The organism is Mitsuokella sp. UBA4253 (genome assembly GCF_002395285.1).
GTDB classification, from domain to species: domain Bacteria; phylum Bacillota; class Negativicutes; order Selenomonadales; family Selenomonadaceae; genus Mitsuokella; species Mitsuokella jalaludinii.
Genome location: NZ_DGWR01000006.1, coordinates 1 through 25,219 on the forward strand (window position 1 = coordinate 1; position 25,219 = coordinate 25,219).

A 25,219-nucleotide genomic window follows, 5' to 3' on the forward strand; every position below is an offset into this window, starting at 1 on the left:
GCAGAGATCATCGGGATTGAATTCCGCATCGCGGACCGCTTCTACCCGAGTTCCAAGACCTGCCACGCCTGCGGGCATGTGCATAGCGGCCTGAAACTCAAAGACCGCACTTACGTCTGTCCTGCATGCGGCTACAAGGAAGACCGCGATTTGAATGCAGCGCTGAATCTGCGCGATACGAAGGACTATCGCATCGCCTGATTCACGCTCGCGCATTTCATAAATGTACCGATGGCTAGTCGGAAACAGGCCGTTGCCCTGCCGCGCAGGGAATATGGCCGACGCCTTTGGAGTGTACAAGAACTTGTGAGTAGTCTCAGGCTTGCCTGGACAAAAGCATACACGATGAAAAAGGAATATTTCTAGGCATAGATAATTTCTATGTTATTCTATGTTTTTAGTAGCAGGTATTTCAGTGAAAGCTGGTTTCATCAGTCTTGGCTGTTCCAAGAATCTCGTTGACACGGAGGTCATGCTCGGCATCCTCCAGCAGCACGGCATTGAGCTCACGGCCAACCCGGCCGAGGCCGACATCCTGATCGTCAACACCTGCGCCTTCATCCAGTCGGCCAAGGAGGAGTCGATCACGACCATCCTCAACATGGCCGAGTACAAGGAGAGCGGCCGCTGCCGCAGCCTGATCGTCGCGGGCTGCCTCGGCCAGCGCTACAAGCAGGAGCTCTTAGACGAGATTCCCGAGGCCGACGCCATCATCGGCACGGGCGCCTGGGGCCGCATCATGGAGGCCGTCGAGGAGACGCTCAAGGGCCATCGCCTTGTCATTGCCGGCAAGGACGAAGCGCTCTACGACGAGCACACGCCGCGCATCACGACGACGCCTTCGTACACGGCTTACGTCAAGATTGCGGAGGGCTGCAACAACCGCTGCGCCTTCTGCGCCATCCCGTACATCCGCGGCGACTACCGCAGCCGCCGCATCGAGGACATCTGCGATGAGATCCGCCACCTGACGGAGAACGGCGTGCGCGAAGTCGTGCTGATCGCCCAGGACTCGACGGAGTACGGCCGCGACCTCTACGGCCAGCCGAAGCTCGCAAAGCTCCTGCGCGAGATCGTCAAGGTGCCGAAGCTCAAGTGGGTGCGCACGCTCTACAGCTACCCGAAGTACTTCAGCGACGAGCTCATCGAGACGATCGCCAGCGAGCCGAAGATCTGCAAGTACGTCGACCTGCCGCTGCAGCACGCGCATGATGCCGTGCTGCGCAGCATGCGCCGTCCTGACACGCAGGAGGAGATGCGCGCGCTCATCCACAAGCTGCGCGAGCGCATCCCCGGCGTGACGATCCGCTCGACCTTCATCGTCGGCTTCCCGGGCGAGACGGATGCCCAGTATCAGACCTTGCGCAACTTCCTCGAGGAGATGCGCCTCGACAAGGTCGGCGTCTTCACGTACTCGCGCGAAGAGGGGACGCCGGCCTACGATATGCCGAACCAGGTGCCGGAGGAGATCATGCAGGAGCGCTATCACGACCTCATGAGCCTGCAGTGCAAGATCTCCGAGGAGATCAACCAGTCGCTTGAAGGCAAGGAACTCGATGTCCTCATCGAGGGTCGCGACGAGGAGCAGCCGAACATCTCGGTCGGCCGCTCCTACCGCGAGGCGCCCGAGGTCGATGGCCAGGTCTACGTCGAGAACGATGCGGACAGCAAGCCGGGCGACATCGTGCGCGTGCGCGTCCTGCAGGGCTTCACTTACGACGTCGTCGGCGAGCGCATTGACGGCGCAGAGACGGGGAAGAAGGCAGCGGAATGAGCAAGAAGCTTCTTGAAGAAAGCGTAGGAAAGGAACTCCTCGCGCAGGGGCTCACGATTGCCTGCGCCGAGTCGTGTACGGGCGGCCTCTTGACGAGCCGCCTGACAGATATCGCCGGCAGCTCGGCCTACGTCATGGGCTCGGTTGTCTCGTACACGAACCGCATCAAGGAATCGCTCGTCGGCGTGCGTCACGAGACGCTGCTTTCGCACGGGGCAGTCTCAGAGGAGACGGCGCGCGAGATGGCAGAGGGCATCGCGCGCGCCATCGGGACGGATATCGGCGTCGGCATCACTGGCATCGCCGGCCCGGGCGGCGGCACGAAGCAGAAACCCGTCGGACTCGTTTTCATCGCCGTTTCAGGTCCGAGGGGTACGATGGTCAAAGAAAATCACTTCAGCGGCGCGCGCACGGAGATCAAGCGCCAGACGACCGACACGGCCCTCGAGATGACCCGCGCGTATCTTGAACAGCTGAAACAGGAACAAGCCTGACAAGAAGAGAGGAAGAGATACTATGCGTTTCCATTCTTATATGGCAGCGGCGGCACTCGGTGCATCGCTGCTCCTGATGCCGGCTATGCCGGCCTTTGCCGCAGAGCAGGCACCGGCGGCAGCCTCGCAGGCAGCCGAAGCCGCGCTGCCCTACACTTACACGAGCCAGCAGTACGGCTACACGATACAGTGTCCGCAGAAGCCGGTCGGCGTCATTCCGGCCAGCGCGCTCTACGAGGACAGGAAGGGCGATGTCCTTATCTTCGACAACGACGGCTACAACATCAAGTACGCCTGGATTGTGCTGACGGACGCCTTTGACAACAAGAGCGTGCCAGATCTCAACAAGCTCAAGGAAGCAGATGCCGAGAAACTGCTCTCGGGGATCATGGGCAGCAACGGCTACGAGGGCATCATGCTCGTCAATCTCAACGCGAAGAACAAGGCCATCTACGCCGTGACGGCCAAGGAAATCGAGATCGACGAGAACGGTGACGGCCAGATTGACGGCGTGGCCAAGGCCGATACGCAGATGGCCGTCGCTTTCTTCCGCACGGAGAAGGGCAATCGCTACGGCGTTGAGCTCATCGACAACCCGGACCTGCGCGAATCGTCGCTCGCCGCTTTCCAGAAGGGCATCACGACTCTGAAGGATGTCGACGGCAAGCAGCTCATGAGCAGCAAGGACAAGAAAGTCAAGAACGTCAAGAAAGATAAGAAAGACAAGAAGAACAAGAAGTAAGGCAAAAGGGCTGCCGCACGGAAGAGTCGTGCGGCAGCCCTTTTGCTTGTACGGTCCATGGCTTGCATGGTGACGCAGGCATCAAAAAAGCCAGCCCTTGCGGACTGGCTCTGCATTCATATGGCAGGGGTAGCTGGACTCGAACCAACGCATGCGGGATTCAGAGACCCGTGCCTTACCAACTTGGCGATACCCCTGTGTCTTTCGACATTTATATATTATACGGATGAATACGGCATCTGTCAACCCATATCTTTTATTTTTTTTCAGGCATATCTATTGCATTTTCATAGCTGCATTGTTATAATTTACTTAACGAATGAACAATTGCTCATATGTTGGTAAATAGGAGGCCGAATATGAATCAAAGGCAAAAGACAAATCTCATCCGTATCATTACCGCGACACTACTCATGGTGCTGCTGGCATATCTGCCGCTTTCGGGCACGACGCGTTTTTTCGCATATCTCGTGCCGTATCTGATTGTCGGCTATGATATCCTCATCAAAGCGGGCAAGGGCATTTGGCGCCGTCAGCCCTTTGACGAATGCCTGCTCATGGCTGTCGCAACCATTGGTGCCATGGCTCTGGCTGTCTATGAGGACGGAGATTATACTGAGGGCATCGCCGTCATGCTGTTTTATCAGGTCGGCGAATGGTTCCAGTCCTATGCCGTCGGGCGCAGCCGCCGCAATATTTCCGACCTCATGGATATCCGACCAGATTATGCAAACCTCATGCAGGCAGACGGCAGAATGAAAAAAGTCCGGCCGGATGATGTCAGCATTGGTTCGGTTATCCTGGTCAAGCCGGGCGAAAAAGTGCCAATCGATGGCGTGATTACAGAGGGACACTCGAGCCTCAATACGGTGGCGCTTACCGGTGAGAGCCTGCCGCGCAGTGTGAAGCAGGGGGACGCAGTCATCAGCGGCTGCATCAATACCAGCGGTTTGCTGCATATCCGCACGACAAAGGCATTTGCCGAATCGACGGCTTCGAAAATCCTGAAGCTCGTTGAAGAAGCGGGTTCACGCAAATCAAAGTCGGAGAACTTCATTGCTAAATTTGCGCGTGTCTATACGCCGATTGTCGTCTTTGCCGCTTTGGCGCTGGCCATCGTACCGCCGCTGGTACGCATTGTGGGCATGGGCATGGCACCGGAATGGGGCACTTGGATTTACCGCGCGCTGACGTTTCTCGTCATCAGCTGCCCGTGTGCTCTCGTCATCAGCATTCCGCTATCGTTCTTTGCAGGTATTGGCGGGGCGAGCCGCGAAGGCGTGCTCGTCAAGGGCTCAAATTACATGGAAACGCTGGCAGATGTCGATACGGTTGTCTTTGATAAGACAGGAACCCTGACCAAAGGTGTTTTTGAAGTTGCGACCATTCATCCGGAAACCATCAATCCGCAGGAGCTCCTGCACCTCGCGGCGCATGTCGAACGTTTTTCGACGCATCCGATTGCCGTATCGCTGCGCAATGCCTATAAGCATGAGGCCGATGACTGCAGGGTTGAGGATGTGGAGGAAATTGCCGGCCGCGGGGTACGCGCACATGTCAACGGCAGGGTCATCTGTGTCGGCAACGAGAAAATGATGCAGGATATCGGTGCGGCCTGGCATCCGTGCGAAAAGACCGGCACGATTGTCCATGTGGCTATCGATGGGGAATACGCCGGCCACATCGTAGTCTCGGATATCGTCAAGGAACATTCTGCCGAGGCCATCAAGGCTCTGCACAGGAATGGCGTCAGAAAAGCCATCATGCTGACCGGCGATGCGAAGCGCGTGGCAGACCAGGTCGCGGGCGAGCTCGGCCTCGATGCCGTCTACAGTGAGCTGCTGCCGCAGGATAAAGTGGCAAAAGTCGAAGAATTCCTGCGTGAGGAAGACAAGCATAAAAAACTGGCCTTTGTCGGTGACGGCATCAACGATGCCCCCGTGCTTTCCCGCGCGGATGTCGGCATTGCCATGGGAGCCATGGGGTCGGATGCCGCCATCGAAGCGGCGGATATCGTTTTGATGGACGATGACCCGCTGAAGATTTCTGTGGCGAAGTGCATTGCGAAAAAGACGCTGCGCATTGTGCATCAGAACATCGTCTTCTCCATCGGCGTCAAAGTCATTGTACTCGTGCTCGGTGCCATTGGCCTTGCGTCGATGTGGGCAGCGATTTTTGCCGACGTCGGCGTCATGATCATCGCCGTGCTCAACGCCATGCGCGCACTCTTTGCCGGCGGCCGTGCCCCGGTCATCCCCGCAGCTAAAAATGAAGGCAAAACGGCTGCTGAGTCCTTGGCTGACGATAAGGCAGCAGGGGCTGTATCTTCGCCGCAGGAAACGAGTGCAGTTCATTCGTATAAGATTGACGTGGACTGCGCGAACTGTGCGAATCTCATGGAAGGGGCCGCAAAAAAGACTGCGGGCGTCAGAAATGCCGTGGTCAATTTCATGATGCAGGAAATGAAAGTCGAGTTCCGCGACGGGGCTGACCCGCAACAGGTCATGCAGCAGGTGCGCACGAACTGTAAGAAAGTCGAAGACGACTGCGAAATTTACCTTTGAATTTTGAATATAAATATTCGGTTTCCTTACAAAAATCGGCCGTCCGTCAGGACAGCCGATTTTTTATTGGCAAATGCGTATTACGTTGCCGGTGCAGAAGAGAGATGTTCAAAAAATGGTGTGGTCTCGAGGTAAATCTCAAACGTGCGCGGCCACGGGAAGCTCATGTCGGCCTGCATGTCGTGGAGCTGCAGATAGATGGTGCCCGAGGGTGCAGCGACGGGGAAGGGCGCGCGGAAGGCGGCCGTGTTCTTGTAGACGAGCAGGTGGCGCGTCATCGAGGTGCGCAGCATGAGGTTGGCCCAGCGGTAGTTGTGGTCGAGGTCGAGGTCGGCTGTGTTGGTGTAGTCGGCCTTCTTGAGCGTGCCGTTGATGGTGTCGATGTCTTCCTTGAGGTAGAAGTAATCCTCGAGGATGCGGTTCTCGAGGAAGCGGACCTGCGCGGCGGCGAGGCCGATGGCTTCATCCTCGCTGCTCACTGTTTCCAGCGAGGAGCGGTAGAGGCAGGCCTGGGCAATCGCCGTGCCGAGGGCGTTGCTCGTCGTGTTCCAGCCCGCGTAGGCCAGCAGGCGGTTGACGGGGAAGGCGGCCGCGATGAGCTGTGGCAGGACTGTCTCATCGGCGTTGAAGTGCTTGCTGAGGTCGACGAGTGCTGTCGGCTGCCCCTTGGCGAGGTTGTCTTCGAGCAGGCGCACGCAGGCACCGCGGCTCCAGAGCGTGTCCTTGTCGGTGTCGTTCGTCGAGACGAGCAGCGTGAAGTCGGCCTCTTCCGGCGAGGCGGCGAGTGAGCCGCCCGTCAGGCGTATCTTCTCCTCGGTGCAGATGCCCGTCGAGACGGCCATGTAGGGCATGACGCGGTCGCGCGCGCCGGGGTCGTTGTAGGCGACGAAGATCTTCGGCGCATAACCAGTCTGCTCGTTGTGCCAAGCGGCGAGCAGCGACAGGGCAATCTCGTCGGCGCCGTGCGTCAGGAAGACCTGGCGGTCAGAGAGGCCGAGGCTCTTGATGTAGTCCAGGAGCGCGTACTTCTCGATGTTCGGGATGCCGTACTCCTCGCCGTCGTCCTGACCGAGCACGAGGCGCGCCAGCGTGCCCTCGTGCGTGAGGTCGATGAGCCGTTCGTTGAGTGTGGCGTTCTCCCGGAAGTGTGCGAGGTAGCGCTCCAGGCTTGCGGGCGGGATCTTCGCCTTGAGGGCGGCGAGCTTCGTTTCGTCGACGGGCAGCCCTGCAGCCTGTCGGCCGGCGAGGCGCGAGTAGGCCATGATGTCGCGCCGCTCGTCGTAGCCGTCGATCGTGTCCTGCGGCGTCAGTCGCGGCAGGATGCTGAAGGCGTAGATGGGCACGGCGGGATTGGCTTCGTGGAGCTCGCGCAGGAAGGCGAGGAACTCCTCGACCTCTGCAGGTGTGGCCTGCTTCTCGCGGGCCGTCAGCAGGCCGCCGTAGAGCAGCTGGTCGACGGAGAGGAAGACGGCGTTGGTCGTTCCCTTGGCCACTTCCTCGAGCAGCCAGCGGCGCATGGCCTTCGTGTCGCCGGGCTGCGAGTAGTAGTCCTGCAGCTCGTGTGGCGGCGTCACGACCTCCGTGCCGCCGATGCGGCCCGCGTCGATGACGAACTGGCGGCATGGCGGGCGGCCGTCGAGCGGCACGAGGATGACATGATGCGCCGTTGTTTCCTGCGGCGAGACAGGCGTGCCGGCCGGATGGCGCAGGGCCCGCAGATTCCAGAGACCGAGCGCGAGGAGCGGCACGAGCACGAGAATGAGGAGAGCGCGGCGCTTTCGATATCGTTCCAAAGAGATGTCCATCCTTTCTCTACAGATGTTTGATACACGTTAGTTAATTATACCATAAAGGTTCACGAAAGCGGCAAAGTATGGTAGAATGAATCTGTTTATAGGCTTTTTGATTTGGAGTGGAATATATGAGAATCATAACGGGGTCGGCGCGGGGCTGCCGCCTCAAGACGCCGAAGGGCCAGGCGACACGGCCGACGTCGGACCGGATCAAGGAGTCCCTGTTCAACATCCTCGGCCAGAAGGTGTACGGGCGCAAGGTGCTCGACATCTTTGCGGGCACAGGGAATCTCGGGCTCGAGGCGCTGTCGCGCGGCGCAGCGTCGGCCTGCTTCGTCGACCAGGCGACGGCGGCGCTGATCCGCGAGAATGCGGTGCACACGCGCCTGCAGGACAAGGCTGCCGTGCACGGCTGCGATGTCTTCGCGCAGCTCTCGCGCTTTGCGCAGGGCGGGGAGTCCTTTGACCTGATCTTCTGCGATCCGCCCTACCACAAGGGCCTCGCCTGGCGGGCACTGACGTTTTTCGACGAGAGCACGGTGCTCGCTCACGCCGGCATCCTCGTCGTCGAGCACGGCGCGGATGAGAACGATATGCCGGAGCTCTCGGAGCTTCGCTGTGTGCTGAACCGCCGCTACGGCCGCACGACGCAGCTGAGCTTCTTCCAGCGCAAAGCGTACCTGAAAGAGATAGAGGAGGCAGAGCAATGAGGCGAGCCGTTTGTTCAGGCAGTTTCGACCCCGTGACGAATGGCCACATCGATATCTTCGAGCGCGCCAGCACGATGTTTGACGAGATCATTATCTGCGTGTTCCACAATGTGAACAAGCAGGCGTTCTTCCCGGTCGAGGAGCGCGTGCGCTTCCTGCGCGAGGCGACCGCGCACATCGAGAATGTCAGGGTCGACTCGTTCTCGGGGCTCATCACGGACTACATGAAGGCGCATGAGGCACATGTCATCGTGCGCGGCGTCCGCTCCATCAAGGACCTCGAGTACGAGCAGAACGAAGCCTATATGATCCGCCATCTGGAGCCCGATATCGACACGGTCTTCCTCTTGACGCGGCCGGAGTATTCATTCGTGAGTTCCTCGGGGATCCGGGAGCTCATCCGTTTCCACGGTGATGTGCACGGCCTGGTACCACCCTGCGTGGAGCAGGCAATCCAGATTCTAGGACAAGAAAGGGAGTAAGCGGAATATGGGAGTACGCGAGACTTTAAATAAGATCGAGAACATGGTGGCCACGGCCAAGACCTTCCCGTTCACGGGCCACATCCTCATCAACGATAACGACCTCGTCCACTACGTCGAGGAACTGCGCAATGACCTGCCGAAGGAACTCGATAAGGCAGAGGTCATCATGAAGGAGCGCGACCAGATCATCGAGGACGCGCGGCGCGAAGCGGAGCACATCCGCACGGAGGCGGAGCGCCAGGCTGCAGCGATGGTGGAGAACAGCGAGATCGTCTTGAAGTCGAAGCAGCGCGGCAAGGAGATCCTGCAGGAGACACAGCAGAAGGAGACGGCGATGGTCCAGGCCGCAGAAGCGCAGGCGCGGGAGCTCCAGAACAATGTGGACGCCTACGCAAACCAGGTCTTCGAGCAGCTGATCGCGCATGTCTCGCGGACGTTTGACGGCGTCCAACAGGCGCAGAACGGCGTGCAGCAGGCCGCCGCAGGTGTCCAGCAGGTCACGCAGGGACTCCAGCAGGCATTGCAGGTCCTGCAGACGGCCAAGGCGGGGCTCAATCAGCCACAGCCGCCCCTTCCTGCACAGTCGGCACCGACGCAGGCCCAGACCGCGGCAGAGGAGAAGCCGGCAGAAGAATGAGTGCGTGAGAATGCATGCAAATGATGGCCTATGATGAAGATCATGGGCCTTTTTGATTCTTGACAGGAGGATGAGGAGCGCATGACGGATGCGGAGATCGTGGCGATGCTTCGCCGCTATAAAGACGGGCGTCTCTCGGAGCGGGAGGCCGTGGCATACTTGGAGAAGTCTTCGGTTGAGGAACTCGGTTTTGCGGAGGTCGACCATGCGCGCGAAACGCGCCAGGGCTTCCCGGAGGTCATCTACGGCGAGGGCAAGACGGGGGAGCAGGTGCTCGCCATCATGGAATCGCTCGCGAAGAGCAGTGCAGGCAGCGTCATGGCGACGCGCATGAGCGCGGAGAAGGCCGCCTTTGTGCAGGAAAGACTGCCGGAGGCTGAGTATGATGCGGTTTCACGTATCCTCTACATCGAGCGGCCTGCCAGACGCGACGCAGCGCACATGGTCCTCATCCTGTCGGCCGGCACGAGCGACATCCCCGTGGCGGAGGAAGCGCGCCTCACGGCGCACCTCTATGGCAACGTGGTCAAGGTGCACTACGACTGCGGCGTAGCGGGCATCCACCGGCTCTTCGCCCACAGGGCGGACATCGAGGCGTCCAACGTCATCATCGTTGTCGCCGGCATGGAAGGCGCGCTCACGAGCGTCGTCGGCGGACTGACGGACAAGCCGGTCATCGCCGTGCCGACGAGTGTCGGCTACGGCGCGGCCTTCCACGGCGTTACAGCACTCCTAGCAATGCTCAGCAGTTGTGCCGCGGGTGTCAGCGTCGTCAACATCGACAACGGCTTTGGCGCGGGCGTGCTCGCGAGCAGGATCAACCATCTGCGCTGAAAAGGCGGAGAAGATAGAGGAGATGCATTTATGAAAGCGATTTATCTCGACTGTTTTTCGGGCATCAGCGGCAACATGCTGCTCGGGGCCTTCCTGCAGGCAGGCGTGCCGGAGGCGTATCTTCGCGCAGAGCTCGCGAAACTGCCACTTGAGGGCAGCTATGTGATGAAGGTGGAGCCCGTCATGAAGAATGGCATCGCCGCCTGCTATGTCGATGTCAGGCTTCCCTATCATGATGGGGAACATGGGCACGAGCATCGCACGATGGCGGATATCCGCGCGCTGATTGAAGCATCCGCGCTGTCGGAGGCGGTCAAGGCGCGCAGCCTGGCCATCTTCCAGATGCTTGCGGAGGCGGAGGGCAAGGTGCACGCGCGCCCCGCCGACACGGTGGCGTTCCACGAGGTCGGCGCGGTCGACTCCATCCTCGACATCGTCGGCGCGGCCATCTGCCTCGACTACCTGGGCATCGAGTGCGTCTTCGCCTCAAAGGTCAACACGGGCTCGGGCTTCGTGCACTGCGCGCACGGCCTTATGCCAGTGCCCGCGCCAGCGGTGGCCGAGCTCCTGCTCGACTGGCCGAGCTATCATGCCGGCGCCGAGAAGGAGCTCACGACGCCGACGGGCGCGGCCTTCCTGCGCAGCCAGGCTGCCTTCTCGGAGAGCCTGCCGGAGGGTTTCCGCGCAGCTGGCGCCGCCTATGGTGCCGGTACCTGGGATCTTGCCATCCCCAATGTGCTGCGCCTCTATATCGGCCAGCTTGATGAGGCAGCGGAGAACGGGCAGGGGACGGATTTCCTGGTGCTCGAGACGAATATCGACGACATGAGCCCACAGGTCTACGGCTATCTCTACGAGCGCCTTTTCACGGTCGGTGCTCTCGACGTCTGGACGACGCCCATCGTCATGAAGAAGACGCGGCCGGCCGCGATGCTTTCTGTGCTCTGCCGCACGGGCTCGAAGGATGCGTGCGCCTCCGTCATCCTGCGCGAGACGACGAGCATCGGCCTGCGCGTCCGCAAGGTGGCGCAGCGCATCGAGGCGGAGCGCGAGACGGTGCACGTCGCGACGCCGTACGGCGAGGTCGCCTGCAAGCGAGCCTTCTGGCACGGGGCGCTCGTCAACAGCAAGCCGGAGTACGAGGACTGCTGCTTATTGGCGCGCCGCGCAGGTGTGCCGCTGAAGCAGGTGGAAGAGGCCGCGCGACTGGCCCTCGCCGCGCTTGCCTGCGATGGACTGCTAGAGAGTAAGAGCTGAAATGCGAAAAGAGCCCTTTACAACACGATGAAGATGTCGTATAATGAGTCCTGTTGAAATCAAGATATGTTGTAACAAGGTTCGCGTGTTACTGGTCATGCAGGCATCAGCGAAGAGCAGCAGATCCCGTTTTAGAGGAAGGGATTTTTGTAGTTGCTTTTTGCTGATGCCTTTTTTGTGCCTGCACGCGGCGGGAAAGGACGGTCTTATGAAAGACGAAATCTTCAGCGTACTGCAGCGCGTCGGCCGCAGCTTCATGCTGCCGGTCGCTGTGCTGCCGATTGCCGGTATCCTGCTCGGTATCGGCGCGTCGTTCACCAACCCGACGACGATCAAGACGTATGGTCTCGAAGCCATCTTTGGCGATGGCACGCTTCTCGGCGGTCTCCTGACCATCATGGCCAGCGCGGGCAGCACGATCTTCGGCAACCTGCCGATCATCTTCGCCGTCGGCGTCGCTATCGGCATGGCCAAGGCGGAGCGCGAGGTCGCGGCTCTCGCGGCCATGATCTCCTTCTTTGTCATGCACAGCGCCTGCAATGCCATGCTCAAGCTCAACGGCCAGATCCTTCCGGACGGCACCATTGCGCCGGGCGTGCTCGAGGGCACGATCGCGAGCTCCTGCGGCATCATGTCGTACCAGATGGGCGTCTTCGGCGGCATCATCGTCGGCATCGGCGTCGCGTACCTCCACAATAAGTTCCACAAGATCGTGCTGCCGAACGCGCTGTCGTTCTTCGGCGGCTCGCGCTTCGTGCCGATTATCTCGACAGTCGTCTACCTCTTCGTCGGCATCGGCCTCTACTTCGTCTGGCCGCTGGCACAGCAGGGCATCTTCGCGCTCGGCAGCCTCGTCACGGGCACGGGCTACGTCGGCACGCTGATCTTCGGTATCATCAAGCGCGCCCTGATCCCGTTCGGCCTGCACCACGTCTTCTACCTGCCGTTCTGGCAGACGGGCGTCGGCGGTTCGATGATGATTGACGGCCAGCTCGTCCAGGGCGGCCAGAACATCTTCTTCGCGCAGCTCGCCTCGCCGGATGTCGCGCACTTCAGCGCTGACGCGACGCGCTACTTCTCCGGTGAGTTCATCTTCATGATCTTCGGCCTGCCGGGTGCAGCGCTCGCCATGTACCGCTGTGCGAAGCCGTCGAAGAAGACGGCGGCCAAGGGCCTGCTGCTTTCCGCTGCCCTGACCTCGATGCTCACGGGTATCACGGAGCCGATCGAGTTCTCCTTCCTCTTCGTCGCACCGGCACTCTTCGGCGTTCAGGTTGTCCTCGCCGGCGCAGCCTACATGATCGCGCACATGCTCAACATCGCTGTCGGCCTGACGTTCTCGGGCGGCCTGCTCGACCTCTTCATCTTCGGCATCCTGCAGGGCGAGGCGAAGACGAGCTGGATGTACATCATCCCGGTCGGCATCATCTACTTCTTCCTCTATTACTTCATCTTCACTTGGATGATCAAGAAATTCGACTTCAAGACGCCGGGCCGTGAGGACGACGACGAGGAGACGAAGCTCTACACGAAGGCTGACTACCAGGCTAAGAAGGGCGCTGGTGCAGATGGCAGTTCGCAGCAGAGCGTCGAGGATGCCAAGAGCTCGATGATCGCGCGCGGCCTCGGCAGCAAGAAGAACATCACCTCGGTTGACTGCTGCGCGACGCGCCTGCGCTGCTCGGTGGCGGATTCCTCGCTCGTCAACGAGAAGATCCTCAAGGCGACGGGCGCTGTCGGCGTCATCAAGAAGGGAACGGGTGTCCAGGTCATCTACGGCCCGCAAGTTGCCGTCATCAAGGCCAACCTCGAGACGTACCTCGAGACGGCCCCCGATATCGAGCCGGAACTCGATGCCCCGGCAGAGGAGCCTCAGGCAGAAGAGGCCCCAAAGGCTGAAGAGAAAAAGGCTGCTGCACCGCAGGCTGCTGCGCATGCGCTCTGCACGCCTGTCGCCGGCGACGTCCACCCGATCGCTGAGGCGCCGGATGAGGCGTTCGCGAGCAAGATGATGGGCGACGGCTACTTCGTCTACCCAACGGAAGAAACGGTCTACGCGCCGTCCGACGGCGAAGTCGTCTTCGTCTTCGACACGAAGCACGCCATCGGCATGAAGGCCGCTGACGGCACGGAGTACCTGCTGCACATCGGCGTCGACACCGTCAATCTCGGCGGCAAGGGCTTCGAGGTCTTCGTCGAGAACGGCCAGAAGGTCAAGAAGGGCGACAAGCTCATGCACTTCGACGATGCGTTCATCAAGGCGAATGCCAAGTCGGATGCCTGCCTCGTCATCTTCACGGGCCTGCAGGAAGGCCAGTCCATCGAGATGGAGAAGACGGGCGCAGTCAAGGCACTTGACGAAGTCGCGAAGTTCTGAGCAGATCCTATCATTATAACCGTATAATCATCGTATAACCGTATAATCACCGTAAAAAATCTCCTTGTATGGCTATAGCATATGACCTCGGAAATGGGTTATAATGATAGCATCATATAAGGGGGTTTTTTATGTTTCGTGTCATAAAGCCTTTGAACAACAACGGGCTCTTGGCGCTGACGGAGGAAGGAAGGGAAGTTATCCTGCTCGGCAAGGGCATCGGCTTCGGGAAGAAGAGCGGCGAGCGGCTCGGGCTCCTGCCGCAGGCCAAGGTCTACCACCTCATCACCGATGGGGAAAGCAGCGCCTTGCAGCGCATCAACGGCATCGATGCGCATGCGGTCGAGTTCGCGGCGCGCGTGCTCGACGAGGCGCGCAAGTCATTCCCTGACATGGCCGATGACATCCTGCTGCCGATGGCGGACCACATCGCGATGGCGCTCGAGCGCTGCCGGCGCGGCATCCGCCTGCCCAATCCTCTGCAGCACGACATCATGGCGATGTTTCCCGACGAGTACCGCATCGCCGAGCAGGGTATCCGCGCAATCGAGCGGGAAGATGGCGTAGAGCTGCCGCCTGAGGAGGCGGGCTACCTCTCCCTGCACATCCATGCGGGCATCAGCGAGCAGAATGCGGGCGACAGCCTGACGAACATCCGGCTGGCCGCCGAGTGCATCGCGGAACTTGAAGCAGAGCTCGGGCTGACGCTGCGGCGCACAGAGCTCAAGTACACGCGCCTCGTTAGCCACATCTGCTACATGATCCTGCGCATCCGCGCGCAGGAGGTGGTGCCCATCCAGATGGACGATTACGTGCGCAAGATGTACCCCAAGGCCTATGCGCTCGCAGAAAAGCTTTCAGTGTCGCTTTCCAGGAAGCTGCGCCTGCCCGTCGCGGCAGCGGAGACGACGCTGCTCGCCATCCACATCCAGCGCGTGCTCTGACCGTCCTCATGGCTCAGGCGCTGCGCGCAGGGATGCCCGAGGACAGTTGATACTTGACAAAGGAATGGGCACATCGCTATAATGTATGGAGGTTGATGCTGATATGAAAATAAACATTGCTGAATCGAATGCGGACTTCATGCAGGAGATTCCGTTTGCGTTCACGACGACGGCCGAAGCCATCGGCGCCGTTGCGGACGATTATGCCTTTGTGGGACCTCTGACGGTCGAGGGGCATATCGTCCACACGGGAAGCTGCTGGCGTGCGGAAGGCGTCATTCGCTGTACGAAATCCTTTGTGTGTGACCGCTGCCTGGCACCGTGCCAAGAGGAGCAGGAACATCCCTTCTCGGAAGAATTCCGCCGCACGGGTGAGATGGCTGAGGATGAAGAGGTCAATCGCTTCGACGGCGACCTCATCGATATCACGGAGCTTGTCCGCGATACCGTCCTGGCGGCTCAGCCGCTCAGCAAGCTCTGCAAGCCCGATTGCAAGGGCCTCTGCCCCGTCTGTGGAGCAGACCTCAATCAGGGAGACTGTGGCTGCGATCGGTTTGTACCGGACCCGCGCATGGCCGCCTTGCAGGAATTATTGGCGAAAAATAAGAAATGAACTCGTAAGGAGGTGTATCCGAGATGGCAGTACCAAAGCGCAAGACTTCCAAGGCACGCCGCGACCAGCGCCGTGCGAACTGGAAGCTCGAGGCTCCTGGCTTCGTAGCTTGCCCGCAGTGCCACGAACCGAAGATGCCTCATCATGTATGCCCGGAATGCGGCTACTATGATGGCAAAGAGGTTGTCAAGGCAGCTGAATAAGAACGATAGATGAGCAGGACATAGTCCTGCTTATTCTTTTTTTTGCCACTTTCCCGATTGCGCGATGAGAGGCTTGCTTTTTTAGGACAAACACCGTATAATGAATCCTGATATAAGGTTGTAATATCAGGTACTAAAATATTGGGGAGGAGATGAAGGCATGGCAAGGGTCAAGAAGAAGGAGCGTCAGCAGCTCCTCTTGCAACAGGTCAAGGAGAAACCGTTCCTGACCGACGAGGAGCTCGCTCAGAAACTCGGTGTCAGCGTGCAGACCATCCGCCTCGACCGGCTGGAGCTCGGCATACCGGAGCTGCGCGGGCGCATCCGCAAGATGGCGGAGAGCGCGCAGAACAAGGTCAAGTCCATCGAGAGCGGTGATGTTGTCGGTGAACTCATCGACCTCGAGCTTGGCCATTCCGGCATCTCTCTTCTGCGCATCACCGATGACATGGTCTTCGCGAAGACGAAGATCGCCAAGGGCTACTACATGTTCTCGCAGGCCAATTCCCTGGCCCTCGCGCTCATCGATGCGCCGATGGCCGTCACCGGCGTGGCAAACGTCAAGTACAAGGTGCCGGTGCACGTCGGCGAGAAGCTCATCGCCAAGGCGGAGATCGTCAAGGTACGCGGCAATAAGTATTTTGTCTGGGTCAAGACGCGAAATGATACCCAGGAAGTATTCCGTGCGAAATTCATCATGGTTTCGTGGGGAGAGGAGTGAGGAGGAATTCTGGCATGAAGATTGCAGTTGATGCCATGGGCGGCGATTACGCACCGCTCGAGATTGTTTTCGGTTCGGTGCGCGCCGCCAAGAAATACCATTGTGAGATCGTCCTCGTCGGCGACGAGGCGAAGATCCGCGAGGTCCTGTCGAAGGAGCCGGGCTGGGAGAAGCTCGGCATCTCCATCCACCACGCCTCGCAGGTCATCGAGATGGGCGAGCATCCGGCCGATGCCGTGCGCACGAAGAAGGATGCCTCCATCGTCGTGGCGACGCGTCTCGTCAAGGACGGCGTCTGCGATGCTGTGCTGTCGGCTGGCAGCACGGGCGCGGCCGTGACAGCAGCGCAGCTCATCCTGCGCCGCATCAAGGGCATCGGCCGTCCGACTATCGCGACGCCGATGCCGACACCGAAGGGTGTCACATTGCTTCTCGACTCCGGGGCCAACGTGGACTCGAAGCCGGAGCACCTCGTCCAGAGCGGCATCATGGGCTCAATCTACGCCGAATACGTCTTCAAGATCAAGAACCCGCGCGTCGGACTGCTCAATATTGGTGAAGAGGAGACGAAGGGCAATGAGCAGGCCAAGGCGACGTACGCACTGCTCAAGAACATGCACACGATCAACTTCTGCGGCAATGCCGAAGGGCGCGATGTGCCGAAGGGCAACTTCGACGTCGTAATTTGTGATGGATTTGTTGGCAATGTTGTGCTAAAATTTGCAGAGGGACTGGCAAAGACAATCCTGAAGCTCATCAAAGAGGCCATCAAGGGCGGCGGCATCCTCGCCAAGCTCGGTGCGCTTCTCCTGATGCCGACGCTCAAGAAGCTCGGCAAGCGCCTTGATGTCACGGAGTACGGCGGTGCGCCGCTCCTCGGCGTCAACGGCTGCTGCATCATCAGCCACGGTTCGTCGAACGCCAAGTCCATCTGCAGTGCAATCGGTGTGGCGAACGATTATGTCCGGGGGGATGTCCTCGCACACATCCAGGATACACTTGCAAAGGAGGATATACTGACGCATGATGGAGAAAAGAAATAGCGCTGGTATCATCGGGACGGGCTGGTATGTTCCCGAGAAGGTCATCACGAACGAGGACCTCGAGCAGATGGTCGACACGAATGACGCGTGGATTGTCGAGCGCACGGGCATACACGAGCGCCATGTGGCGCGCGAGGACCAGCCTGTATCGGACCTGGCGGAGCGCGCAGCCCGCATGGCCCTTGAAGATGCCGGCGTGCGTGCCGAAGACCTCGACCTCATCATCGTCGCGACGATGACGCCGGACCGCACGATTCCCTCGACGGCCTGCATCCTGCAGGACAGACTGGGGGCCTCGAAGGCCGGTGCCTTCGATCTCTCGGCGGCCTGCTCAGGCTTTGCCTATGCGGCAGCGACGGCCTGCCAGTTCATCGAGACGGGCGTCTACCGCCACATCCTCGTGGTCGGCGCGGAGACGCTCTCGAAGGTCGTGGACTGGACGGACCGCAATACCTGCATCCTGTTCGGCGACGGCGCCGGTGCCGCTGTCTTTGGCCCGGTCGACAAAGGCTTTGGCCTTTTGAGCTTCGACCTCGGCAGCGATGGCGCGGGCGGCGACCTGCTCGACATCCCTGCAGGCGGCAGTCAAAAGCCGCTGACGGCAGAATCCCTGCTGATGCACGAGAACTGCATCCACATGGACGGCAGGGCGGTCTTCCGCTTCGCAGTCAAGATTCTCGGCGAGACGGTCGAGAAGTCGCTGGAGCGCGCAGGCATCGAGAAGACGGAGATTGACTGGCTCGTCCCGCATCAGGCCAACACGCGCATCATCGATGCAGCGGCGAAGCGCCTGGAACTGTCGGCGGAGAAAGTCATCGTCGATATCGGGAAATATGGCAATATGTCAGCGGCGTCCATACCGGTTGCCCTGGCGGAGGCAGTGCAGGCGCACCGCTTCAAGAAAGGCGATCTCATTGCCCTGGCCGGTTTTGGTGCCGGACTCACCTGGGCATCCTGCATCATGAAATGGGCTAAGGAGGACTAATCTGATGTTCGAAAACAATGCAATCTGTAAGTTACTCAACATAAAGTACCCGATTTTCCAGGGCGGCATGGCCTGGATCGGCACGGCAGAGCTCGCCTCGGCCGTCTCGAATGCCGGCGGCCTCGGCATCATCGGCGCCGGCCACATGCCGCCGGAGATCCTGCGCGCAGAGATCCAGAAGTGCAAGGGCTGGACGGACAAGCCGTTCGGCGTCAATGTCATGCTCATGAGCCCGTACGTCAAGGAAGTCATGCAGGTCGTGCTCGAGGAGAAGGTCCCCGTCGTCACGACAGGTGCTGGCAACCCGGGCGAATACGTGCCGGCCCTCAAGGAGATCGGCACGAAGGTCATCCCGGTCGTTGCATCGGTCGCACTCGCGAAGCGCCTCGTGCGCTCTGGCGTCGATGCCCTGATTGCAGAGGGCACGGAGTCGGGCGGCCACATCGGCGAGATCACGACGATGGCACTCGTGCCGCAGATCGTCGACGCTGTCGACGTGCCGGTCATCGGTGCGGGCGGCGTCGCGGATTCGCGCGGCATGGCGGCTGTCTTTGCGCTCGGCGCACAGGCCGTCCAGATGGGCTCCCGCTTTGTCATGAGTGAGGAGTGCATCGCGCATCCGAACTACAAGAAGATGGTCCTCAAGGCGAAAGACCGCTCGACGGTCGTCACGGGCCGCACGCTCGGCCATCCGGCACGCGTGCTCCACAACAAGCTCACGCGCAAGTATGAGGAACTCGAGGCGGCAGGCGCTCCGGCAGAAGAGCTCGAGAAGCTCGGCGTAGGCTCCCTGCACCGCGCGACGCATGAGGGCGATGTCGAGAACGGTTCCGTCATGATCGGCGAGATCTCGGGCATGCTTCACGACATCAAGCCGGTCAAGGCAATCATCGAAGACATCGTCGCAGGCCTGCCAGGCGTCATCGAGACGATCCAGGACGACTGCAGATAATCACGATAAGTCAAGCACGTTGCTATCATAAATAAATACAGTAAATCTAATATATAAATAGAGCATAGATACATGCAATACAGAGAAGCAAGAGCGAATCTAGAACAGGGGGTAGTGAAAGGTGAATAAACTCGCATTCGTATTTCCGGGGCAGGGCGCACAGGCTGTCGGGATGGGCAAAGACCTTTTCGACCAGTATGACGTCGCCAAGAGACTCTTTGCCGAAGCCGACGAGGCACTTGGATATTCCATCAAGGACATGTGCTTCGAGGGGCCGGCAGACGACCTCAAGCTCACGGCCAACACGCAGCCGGCTATCCTGACGGTCAGCGTCATCGTCAACGAGATCCTCAAGGAACACGGCATACAGCCGGATGTCGCCGGCGGCCACAGCCTCGGCGAGTACTCGGCTCTCGTCGCAGCGGGCGTCCTTTCTTTCAAGGATGCCGTCGCGCTCGTCCACAAGCGCGGCCAGTACATGCAGGAGGCCGTCCCCGTCGGTGAGGGCGGCATGGCCGCCATCATCGGCCTCGACGACGAGACGATTGCCGCCGCCTGCGAGAAGGCGACGAAGGAAGCTGGCGAGGTCCAGCCCGTCAACTTCAACTGCCCGGGCCAGACGGTCATCGCCGGCACGACGAAGGGCGTGGAGAAGGCCGTCGAGGAGCTCAAGGCAGCTGGTGCCAAGAAGGCCGTCATTCTGCCCGTCTCTGCGCCGTTCCACTCGACGCTCATGAAGCCGGCCGCCGAGAAGCTCGCAGACGAGCTCGCGAAAGTCGCAATCCACGATGCTGCCTTCCCGGTTGTCTCGAATTACACGGGCGAACTGGAGACGAAAGCAGAGGAGATCAAGGCGAACCTCGTCGCACAGGCTGACCATCCGGTCCGCTGGATCACCTGCGTCAAGACGATGCAGGCCTTCGGTGCTGACACGTTCGTCGAGGCCGGTCCGGGCAAGACGCTCTGCGGTTTCAATCGCCGCATCGACCGTTCTATCAAGAGTCTCAATGTCGAAAACCTTGAAAGTTTGCAAAAAACGCTTGACTATTTGAAGGAGGTTCGCTAATATGCTTTTAGATGGGAAGGTCGCACTCGTAACGGGTGCGTCGCGCGGTATCGGCCGTGCCATTGCTATCCGCCTCGCTTCTGAGGGTGCCAAGGTTGCCATCAACTTCGCTGGCAACCAGAAGGCAGCGGAGGAAGTCAAGAGCGAGATCGAGAAGAATGGCGGCGAGGCAATCCTCGTGAAGGCCAATGTGGCAGACAGTGCTGCAGTAGAAGAAATGTTTGCAAAAGTTGTCGAGGCGTTCGGCACGGTTGACATCCTCGTCAACAACGCCGGCATCACGCGCGACGGTCTGCTCGTCCGCATGAAGGACGAGGACTTCGATGCCGTCATCGACACGAACCTCAAGGGCGTCTTCTACTGCACGAAGGCAGCTGCGAAGATCATGATGAAGAAGCGCAGCGGCCGCATCGTCAACATGAGCTCGGTTGTCGGTCTCATGGGCAATGTCGGCCAGACGAACTACGCTGCAGCGAAGGCTGGCGTGCTCGGCTTCTCGAAGTCGGCAGCCAAGGAATTCGCTGCGCGCGGCGTCACGGTCAACATGGTTGCACCGGGCTTTATCGACACGGATATGACGGCAGTCCTTTCGGACAAAGTCAAGGAAGCGATGGTCCAGGAGATTCCCATGCGCAAGATGGGCCGCCCGGAAGACGTCGCTGGTGCCGTACTTTTTCTCGTATCAGATTGTTCATCCTATATCACTGGTCAGGTCGTCAATGTAGACGGCGGCATGGTTATGTGATATAACTATATAGGATACTAATTTAAGGAGGTGAAACTTCATGTCGACTTTTGAAAAAGTTAGAGATATCGTTGTTGAGCAGCTGGGCGTTGAGCCGGACGAGGTCGCAATCGATTCTACCTTCATCGATGATTTGGGCGCTGACTCCCTGGATATCGTTGAGCTGATCATGGCTTTCGAAGAGGAATTCAACATTGAGATTCCGGATGAGGCTGCTGAGAAGATCAAGACCGTTCAGGATGTAGTTACCTACATTGACCAGCACAAGGACAAATAAGATTGAGCGTCTTACCTTTTGAGAATCCCGTGAAGTTGCTTCGCGGGATTTTCTTAAGAGGTAAAATGATTGGAGGAGTAACATTGAAACTTCCAGAGCTTAAGATTGGCAACAAGATTGCGCGTGTACCGATCCAGCAGGGCGGCATGGCAATCCGCTTGTCAACGGCCCGTCTGGCCGCAGCCGTTGCGAACGAGGGCGGTATCGGCCTCATTGCTGCATCTGGCATGAGCCACGACGAACTGCGTTATGAAATCAGGCTCGCACGGTCGCTCACATCTGGTATCATTGGCATCAATATCATGGTAGCAGCCCGTGATTTTGCTGGCATTGTCAAGACGGCCATCGATGAGGGCATCGATCTCGTTGTAGCAGGTGCAGGCTTTTCACGCGATATGTTTGGCCTTGGCAAGGAATCCGGAACGCCGATTGTTCCGATTGTTTCTTCTGTAAAATTAGCTAAAATCTCGGAGCGTCTTGGCGCAGCAGCCATTGTGCTGGAGGGCAAGGAAGCTGGCGGGCATCTCGGGACGAACACGTCGGTACGTGATCTCATCTCGGATGTCAGTGCAGCAGTCAAAGTCCCGGTCATCGCGGCCGGCGGCGTCCTTCATGGCCAGGACATCGTTGATCTGATAAAGATGGGCGCAGCAGGCGTCCAGATGGGCTCGCGCTTCGCGGCTTCGGAGGAATCCAACGCGGCACCGGCCCTCAAAGAATATTACCTGAAATCAAAGCCGGAGGACATCGTCGTCATCCACAGCCCTGTCGGGCTGCCAGGGCGTGCCGTGCGCACGCCGTTCTCGGCACGCGTCCTCGAGGGCCCTGTGCCGCCGAAGACGTGCGACGCATGTCTCAAGGCCTGCAAGCATAACTTCTGCATCATCCGCGCGCTGATCCGCGCGCAGCAGGGCGATGTGGAGACGGGCCTCGTCTTCACGGGCGAATACATGCCGCGCATCGACAAGATCATGTCGGTGCACGAGATTTTCGAGCAGCTCAAGAAAGAAGCAGAAGCTGCCAACTGAGTCCCCAATGCCGCAGGGAGCACGGGGACAGCAAGATACAAGATATTAGAGGGGAGTCATTGTTTTGAGTAAACGCGTAGTAATTACGGGCCTGGGGGCCATCACCCCAATTGGCATCGGCAAGGACGCATTCTGGGAAGGCCTCATGGAAGGCAAGAACGGCATCGGCAAGATCACCCGTTTCGATGCATCGGAATACGGTGCACAGATTGCAGGCGAAGTCAAGGGCTTCGAGCCGACGGACTACATCGACAAGAAGGAGTCCAAGCGCATGGACCGCTATGCACAGTTCGCTGTCGCTGCGGCTAAGCTGGCAATCGAGGATGCAGGTCTCGATCTCGAGAAGGAAGACCGTGACCGCATCGGCACGTACATCGGCGCGGGCATCGGCGGTATCGAGACGATGCACGCTCAGTACAAGAAGCTCTTTGACAAGGGCCCGAACCGCATCAGCCCGTTCTTCATCCCGATGATGATCGCGAACCTCGCCGCTGGCCAGGTCGCCATCACCTACAAGCTCCACGGTCCGTCTTCGTGCGTCGTCACGGCCTGCGCGACGGGCACGAACTGCATCGGCGATGCCTTCCGCGTCATCCAGGAAGGCAAGGCAGATGTCATGGTCGCTGGCGGCACGGAAGCAGCCATCAGCCAGGCAGCTGTCGCAGGTTTTGCCGCGATGAAGGCACTCTGCATGGACCACAACGATGATCCGGAGCACGCATCGCGCCCGTTCGACAAGAACCGCAGCGGCTTCGTCATGGGCGAAGGCGCTGGCCTCGTCATCCTCGAGAGCCTCGAGCATGCCAAGGCGCGCGGCGCACACATCTACGCAGAGCTCGCCGGCTACGGTGCAAACTCGGATGCCTACCACATGACGAGCCCGGCACCGGGCGGCGAGTACCAGGCCAAGTGCATGCAGCTCGCCATCGATGATGCCGGCCTTCAGGCTGCCGATATCGATTACGTCAATGCACACGGCACCTCGACGCATCTCAACGATGAGGGTGAGTCGCTGGCCATCAAGGCCGTCTGGGGTGAGCATGCCAAGGATGTCTCCGTCTCGTCCATCAAGTCGATGACGGGCCATCTGCTCGGTGCCGCGGGCGGTATCGAGGCAGTTGCCACGGCGCTGACGGTCGAGAACGACATGATGCCGCCGACGATCAACTATGAGACGCCGGACGAGGGCCTCGACCTCGACTACGTGCCGAACAAGGCGCGCGCGAAGAAAGTACGCGCGGCCATCTCGAACAACTTCGGCTTTGGCGGTCACAATGCGTGCATCGTCATGAAGAAGTACACGGAGTAATGCGATGAGAAACGTTCGGAAGGAAGGAGGAGAGCGCCGCGAGCAGCTGTTGGCGCTCTCGGAGCGCCTCGGCGTGACCTTCCACGATCTCGCACTCCTCGACCAGGCTCTGACGCATACCTCGTATGCCAATGAGTCGAAGCGGAACACGCCCCATAACGAACGCCTCGAATTTTTGGGGGATGCTGTGCTGGAGCTTGCCTCCAGCACCTATCTCTACGAACACTTCCCGGAGATGCCGGAAGGCGAGCTCACGAAGACGCGTGCGAGCATTGTCTGCTCGACGACGCTCGCCAAGCTCGCGTCCGGACTCCATCTCGGCGACTACCTGCTCCTGGGACGCGGCGAGGAGATGGGCGGCGGGCGCACGCGCCAGACGAACCTCGAAGATGTCTTCGAGGCCGTCATCGGTGCTGTCTACCTCGACCAGGGCTGGGAGGCGGCGCAGGCTTACGTCGTGCGCCAGCTACGCGGCGAGTTCGAGAACGCCGAGCACGGTGCCATCCTCAAGGACTACAAGACCATCCTGCAGGAGATTGTCTTCCGCAAGGACGGGCAGAGCATCACGTATGAGCTCGTCTCCGAGTCCGGCCCCGACCACGCTAAGGAGTTCACGTTCCGCGTGCGCGTGACGGGAACAGTCATGGGCGAGGGCACAGGCCACAGCAAGAAAGAAGCGGAGCAGCACGCTGCCCGCGCTGCACTCGAGAAAATCGCCCCGCATACGCAGAAAAAGCGCTGAGCAGCGCTGTAATATAGAGCAAGGGTGCTGACAAGGTCGGCACCTTTGTTTTATAATTAAATTGTAGTCAAATGAGATAAATGAGATAGTGGATGGGAGATGTTTTCATGAGAAAACTTACGATGCTCGGCACGGGCAATGCCATGGTGACGAAATGCTACAACACATGCTTCTATGTGACGCTTGAGAATGGTGCGCTGTTCCTGACGGACGCAGGCGGCGGCAACGGCATCCTGTGCCAGCTTGAGCTCGCGGGCTTCGACTACCAGAAGTGCCATCATATGTTCGTGACGCATGGCCACACGGACCACGTGCTCGGCGTTATCTGGGTCATGCGCAAGGTCGCGGACCTCATGAACAAGGGCAAGTATGAGGGCGAGTTCCACATCTACTGCCATGACGTCGTGCGCGACATGCTGCTCGCGATGACGAAGATGACGCTAAAGAAGAAGGATTTCGCACGCGTGGGCACGAGCATCTTCCTGCACGAGGTCAAGGACGGCACGGTCGTCAACTTCGAGGGGCTCCAGCTCACGGCCTTCGATATCCTCTCGACAAAGGCGAAGCAGTTCGGCTATGAGCTGCGCTTCCCTGATGGCATGCGCTTCACCTGCCTAGGTGACGAGCCCTACAACGAGCACGACGAGGTCTACGCCAAGGGTGCAGACTGGCTGCTCGCCGAGGCTTTCTGCAAGTACGGCGACCGCGATAAGTTCAAGCCGTATGAGAAGAACCACTCGACGGTCAAGGAGGCCAGCGAGCTCGCCGAGACGCTCGGCGTCAAGAACCTCGTGCTCTATCACACGGAGGACAAGAGCATCGAGAGCCGCAAGCAGGCGTACACAGCGGAGGCCAAAGAGTACTATCACGGCAATGTCTTCGTGCCGGACGATCTCGACGTGATCGATCTCGGCTGAGCGCGGC

Annotated in this window: 26 protein-coding genes and 1 tRNA gene; 25 read left to right on the plus strand and 2 right to left on the minus strand. The window is 59.5% G+C overall.

Annotated features, from left to right (window positions below; all coding sequences use genetic code 11):
* From B2X55_RS03285 to B2X55_RS03300, 4 genes are all read left to right on the plus strand, one after another.
* Positions 1-201 (plus strand): zinc ribbon domain-containing protein (locus B2X55_RS03285; RefSeq protein ID WP_286820868.1); only part of this gene is annotated, 201 nt, incomplete at its 5' end.
* A gap of 214 nt (positions 202-415) precedes the next feature.
* Positions 416-1,774 (plus strand): 30S ribosomal protein S12 methylthiotransferase RimO, encoded by a 1,359-nt coding sequence (rimO, locus tag B2X55_RS03290; protein ID WP_055161503.1) that lies wholly within the window; start codon positions 416-418, stop codon positions 1,772-1,774.
* Complete coding sequence (locus B2X55_RS03295) at positions 1,771-2,268, plus strand: CinA family protein (protein ID WP_270528888.1); 498 nt, start codon at positions 1,771-1,773, stop codon at positions 2,266-2,268. Before rimO ends, B2X55_RS03295 begins: the two co-directional genes overlap by 4 nt.
* Before the next feature lie 22 nt (positions 2,269-2,290).
* On the plus strand, positions 2,291-3,010 hold the full coding sequence (locus B2X55_RS03300; RefSeq protein ID WP_036375962.1) for a hypothetical protein: 720 nt from the start codon (positions 2,291-2,293) through the stop codon (positions 3,008-3,010).
* 121 nt (positions 3,011-3,131) lie between these two features.
* Here the strand turns inward: B2X55_RS03300 and B2X55_RS03305 are convergent.
* A tRNA-Gln gene (locus tag B2X55_RS03305) sits at positions 3,132-3,207 on the minus strand.
* A gap of 162 nt (positions 3,208-3,369) precedes the next feature.
* On the opposite strand from B2X55_RS03305, the gene B2X55_RS03310 reads away from it, so the two are divergent.
* On the plus strand, positions 3,370-5,574 hold the full coding sequence (locus B2X55_RS03310; RefSeq protein ID WP_349678222.1) for a heavy metal translocating P-type ATPase: 2,205 nt from the start codon (positions 3,370-3,372) through the stop codon (positions 5,572-5,574).
* An 80-nt stretch (positions 5,575-5,654) separates the two neighbouring features.
* Here B2X55_RS03310 and B2X55_RS03315 read toward each other — a convergent pair whose 3' ends face one another.
* Positions 5,655-7,367 carry a DUF4127 family protein gene (locus B2X55_RS03315; protein WP_286820871.1) on the minus strand — a complete coding sequence of 571 codons (1,713 nt, stop codon included), beginning with the start codon at positions 7,365-7,367 and terminating at the stop codon, positions 5,655-5,657.
* Positions 7,368-7,495: 128 nt separating this feature from the next.
* Between B2X55_RS03315 and rsmD the strand changes: the two genes are divergently transcribed.
* The 20 genes from rsmD to B2X55_RS03415 all read left to right on the plus strand — a co-directional run bounded on the left by rsmD (position 7,496) and on the right by B2X55_RS03415 (position 25,212).
* The gene (gene rsmD, locus B2X55_RS03320) at positions 7,496-8,077 is read left to right on the plus strand and encodes a 16S rRNA (guanine(966)-N(2))-methyltransferase RsmD (RefSeq protein ID WP_055161506.1); all 582 of its coding nucleotides are present in this window, start codon (positions 7,496-7,498) and stop codon (positions 8,075-8,077) included.
* The gene (gene coaD, locus B2X55_RS03325; protein WP_036375971.1) at positions 8,074-8,559 is read left to right on the plus strand and encodes a pantetheine-phosphate adenylyltransferase; all 486 of its coding nucleotides are present in this window, start codon (positions 8,074-8,076) and stop codon (positions 8,557-8,559) included. Before rsmD ends, coaD begins: the two co-directional genes overlap by 4 nt.
* 7 nt (positions 8,560-8,566) lie before the next feature.
* Complete coding sequence (locus B2X55_RS03330) at positions 8,567-9,199, plus strand: ATPase (protein ID WP_286820872.1); 633 nt, start codon at positions 8,567-8,569, stop codon at positions 9,197-9,199.
* Between the two features lie 81 nt (positions 9,200-9,280).
* Positions 9,281-10,033: a nickel pincer cofactor biosynthesis protein LarB gene (gene larB / locus B2X55_RS03335; RefSeq protein WP_286820874.1), complete on the plus strand. Its 753-nt coding sequence runs from the start codon at positions 9,281-9,283 to the stop codon at positions 10,031-10,033.
* Positions 10,034-10,063: 30 nt separating this feature from the next.
* Positions 10,064-11,290, plus strand: coding sequence for a nickel pincer cofactor biosynthesis protein LarC (gene larC / locus B2X55_RS03340; protein ID WP_286820875.1), 1,227 nt, complete (start codon positions 10,064-10,066; stop codon positions 11,288-11,290).
* Positions 11,291-11,498: 208 nt separating this feature from the next.
* Positions 11,499-13,667, plus strand: a complete 2,169-nt coding sequence (locus B2X55_RS03345) for a PTS transporter subunit IIABC (RefSeq protein WP_286820876.1) — start codon at positions 11,499-11,501, stop codon at positions 13,665-13,667.
* A 131-nt stretch (positions 13,668-13,798) separates the two neighbouring features.
* Positions 13,799-14,611: a PRD domain-containing protein gene (locus tag B2X55_RS03350; protein WP_286820877.1), complete on the plus strand. Its 813-nt coding sequence runs from the start codon at positions 13,799-13,801 to the stop codon at positions 14,609-14,611.
* Between the two features lie 103 nt (positions 14,612-14,714).
* Positions 14,715-15,224 (plus strand): YceD family protein, encoded by a 510-nt coding sequence (locus B2X55_RS03355; protein WP_036375985.1) that lies wholly within the window; start codon positions 14,715-14,717, stop codon positions 15,222-15,224.
* A gap of 23 nt (positions 15,225-15,247) precedes the next feature.
* The gene (gene rpmF / locus B2X55_RS03360) at positions 15,248-15,427 is read left to right on the plus strand and encodes a 50S ribosomal protein L32 (RefSeq protein WP_005842638.1); all 180 of its coding nucleotides are present in this window, start codon (positions 15,248-15,250) and stop codon (positions 15,425-15,427) included.
* A gap of 160 nt (positions 15,428-15,587) precedes the next feature.
* Positions 15,588-16,148 (plus strand): transcription factor FapR, encoded by a 561-nt coding sequence (fapR, locus tag B2X55_RS03365; protein ID WP_055161515.1) that lies wholly within the window; start codon positions 15,588-15,590, stop codon positions 16,146-16,148.
* A gap of 14 nt (positions 16,149-16,162) precedes the next feature.
* On the plus strand, positions 16,163-17,191 hold the full coding sequence (gene plsX, locus B2X55_RS03370) for a phosphate acyltransferase PlsX (RefSeq protein WP_055161517.1): 1,029 nt from the start codon (positions 16,163-16,165) through the stop codon (positions 17,189-17,191).
* On the plus strand, positions 17,172-18,176 hold the full coding sequence (locus B2X55_RS03375) for a beta-ketoacyl-ACP synthase III (protein WP_286820880.1): 1,005 nt from the start codon (positions 17,172-17,174) through the stop codon (positions 18,174-18,176). Before plsX ends, B2X55_RS03375 begins: the two co-directional genes overlap by 20 nt.
* Before the next feature lie 4 nt (positions 18,177-18,180).
* Complete coding sequence (gene fabK / locus B2X55_RS03380) at positions 18,181-19,128, plus strand: enoyl-[acyl-carrier-protein] reductase FabK (RefSeq protein ID WP_055161523.1); 948 nt, start codon at positions 18,181-18,183, stop codon at positions 19,126-19,128.
* Positions 19,129-19,249: 121 nt separating this feature from the next.
* Entirely contained in the window at positions 19,250-20,194 is a 945-nt protein-coding gene (fabD, locus tag B2X55_RS03385) for an ACP S-malonyltransferase (protein WP_278823079.1), read from the plus strand.
* 1 nt (position 20,195) lies between these two features.
* Complete coding sequence (gene fabG, locus B2X55_RS03390) at positions 20,196-20,939, plus strand: 3-oxoacyl-[acyl-carrier-protein] reductase (protein ID WP_286820882.1); 744 nt, start codon at positions 20,196-20,198, stop codon at positions 20,937-20,939.
* Positions 20,940-20,979: 40 nt separating this feature from the next.
* The gene (locus B2X55_RS03395) at positions 20,980-21,216 is read left to right on the plus strand and encodes an acyl carrier protein (RefSeq protein WP_005842646.1); all 237 of its coding nucleotides are present in this window, start codon (positions 20,980-20,982) and stop codon (positions 21,214-21,216) included.
* 83 nt (positions 21,217-21,299) lie between these two features.
* The gene (locus B2X55_RS03400) at positions 21,300-22,244 is read left to right on the plus strand and encodes an NAD(P)H-dependent flavin oxidoreductase (RefSeq protein WP_055161532.1); all 945 of its coding nucleotides are present in this window, start codon (positions 21,300-21,302) and stop codon (positions 22,242-22,244) included.
* Positions 22,245-22,308: 64 nt separating this feature from the next.
* A complete protein-coding gene (fabF, locus tag B2X55_RS03405; protein ID WP_286820883.1) occupies positions 22,309-23,553 on the plus strand; it encodes a beta-ketoacyl-ACP synthase II in 1,245 nt (414 codons plus the stop codon).
* Between the two features lie 4 nt (positions 23,554-23,557).
* On the plus strand, positions 23,558-24,295 hold the full coding sequence (gene rnc / locus B2X55_RS03410) for a ribonuclease III (protein ID WP_055161538.1): 738 nt from the start codon (positions 23,558-23,560) through the stop codon (positions 24,293-24,295).
* 107 nt (positions 24,296-24,402) lie between these two features.
* Positions 24,403-25,212 (plus strand): MBL fold metallo-hydrolase, encoded by an 810-nt coding sequence (locus B2X55_RS03415; protein WP_286820885.1) that lies wholly within the window; start codon positions 24,403-24,405, stop codon positions 25,210-25,212.
* The last annotated feature ends 7 nt before the right edge of the window (positions 25,213-25,219 follow it).

Coding starts and splice junctions, on each gene's coding strand:
- B2X55_RS03295 (WP_270528888.1), top strand. CDS start 1,771: ATGAGCAAGAAGCTTCTTGAAGAAAGCGTAGGAAAGGAACTCCTCGCG.
- B2X55_RS03300 (WP_036375962.1), top strand. CDS start 2,291: ATGCGTTTCCATTCTTATATGGCAGCGGCGGCACTCGGTGCATCGCTG.
- B2X55_RS03310 (WP_349678222.1), top strand. CDS start 3,370: ATGAATCAAAGGCAAAAGACAAATCTCATCCGTATCATTACCGCGACA.
- rsmD (WP_055161506.1), top strand. CDS start 7,496: ATGAGAATCATAACGGGGTCGGCGCGGGGCTGCCGCCTCAAGACGCCG.
- coaD (WP_036375971.1), top strand. CDS start 8,074: ATGAGGCGAGCCGTTTGTTCAGGCAGTTTCGACCCCGTGACGAATGGC.
- B2X55_RS03330 (WP_286820872.1), top strand. CDS start 8,567: ATGGGAGTACGCGAGACTTTAAATAAGATCGAGAACATGGTGGCCACG.
- larB (WP_286820874.1), top strand. CDS start 9,281: ATGACGGATGCGGAGATCGTGGCGATGCTTCGCCGCTATAAAGACGGG.
- larC (WP_286820875.1), top strand. CDS start 10,064: ATGAAAGCGATTTATCTCGACTGTTTTTCGGGCATCAGCGGCAACATG.
- B2X55_RS03345 (WP_286820876.1), top strand. CDS start 11,499: ATGAAAGACGAAATCTTCAGCGTACTGCAGCGCGTCGGCCGCAGCTTC.
- B2X55_RS03350 (WP_286820877.1), top strand. CDS start 13,799: ATGTTTCGTGTCATAAAGCCTTTGAACAACAACGGGCTCTTGGCGCTG.
- B2X55_RS03355 (WP_036375985.1), top strand. CDS start 14,715: ATGAAAATAAACATTGCTGAATCGAATGCGGACTTCATGCAGGAGATT.
- rpmF (WP_005842638.1), top strand. CDS start 15,248: ATGGCAGTACCAAAGCGCAAGACTTCCAAGGCACGCCGCGACCAGCGC.
- fapR (WP_055161515.1), top strand. CDS start 15,588: ATGGCAAGGGTCAAGAAGAAGGAGCGTCAGCAGCTCCTCTTGCAACAG.
- plsX (WP_055161517.1), top strand. CDS start 16,163: ATGAAGATTGCAGTTGATGCCATGGGCGGCGATTACGCACCGCTCGAG.
- B2X55_RS03375 (WP_286820880.1), top strand. CDS start 17,172: ATGATGGAGAAAAGAAATAGCGCTGGTATCATCGGGACGGGCTGGTAT.
- fabK (WP_055161523.1), top strand. CDS start 18,181: ATGTTCGAAAACAATGCAATCTGTAAGTTACTCAACATAAAGTACCCG.
- fabG (WP_286820882.1), top strand. CDS start 20,196: ATGCTTTTAGATGGGAAGGTCGCACTCGTAACGGGTGCGTCGCGCGGT.
- B2X55_RS03395 (WP_005842646.1), top strand. CDS start 20,980: ATGTCGACTTTTGAAAAAGTTAGAGATATCGTTGTTGAGCAGCTGGGC.
- rnc (WP_055161538.1), top strand. CDS start 23,558: ATGAGAAACGTTCGGAAGGAAGGAGGAGAGCGCCGCGAGCAGCTGTTG.
- B2X55_RS03415 (WP_286820885.1), top strand. CDS start 24,403: ATGAGAAAACTTACGATGCTCGGCACGGGCAATGCCATGGTGACGAAA.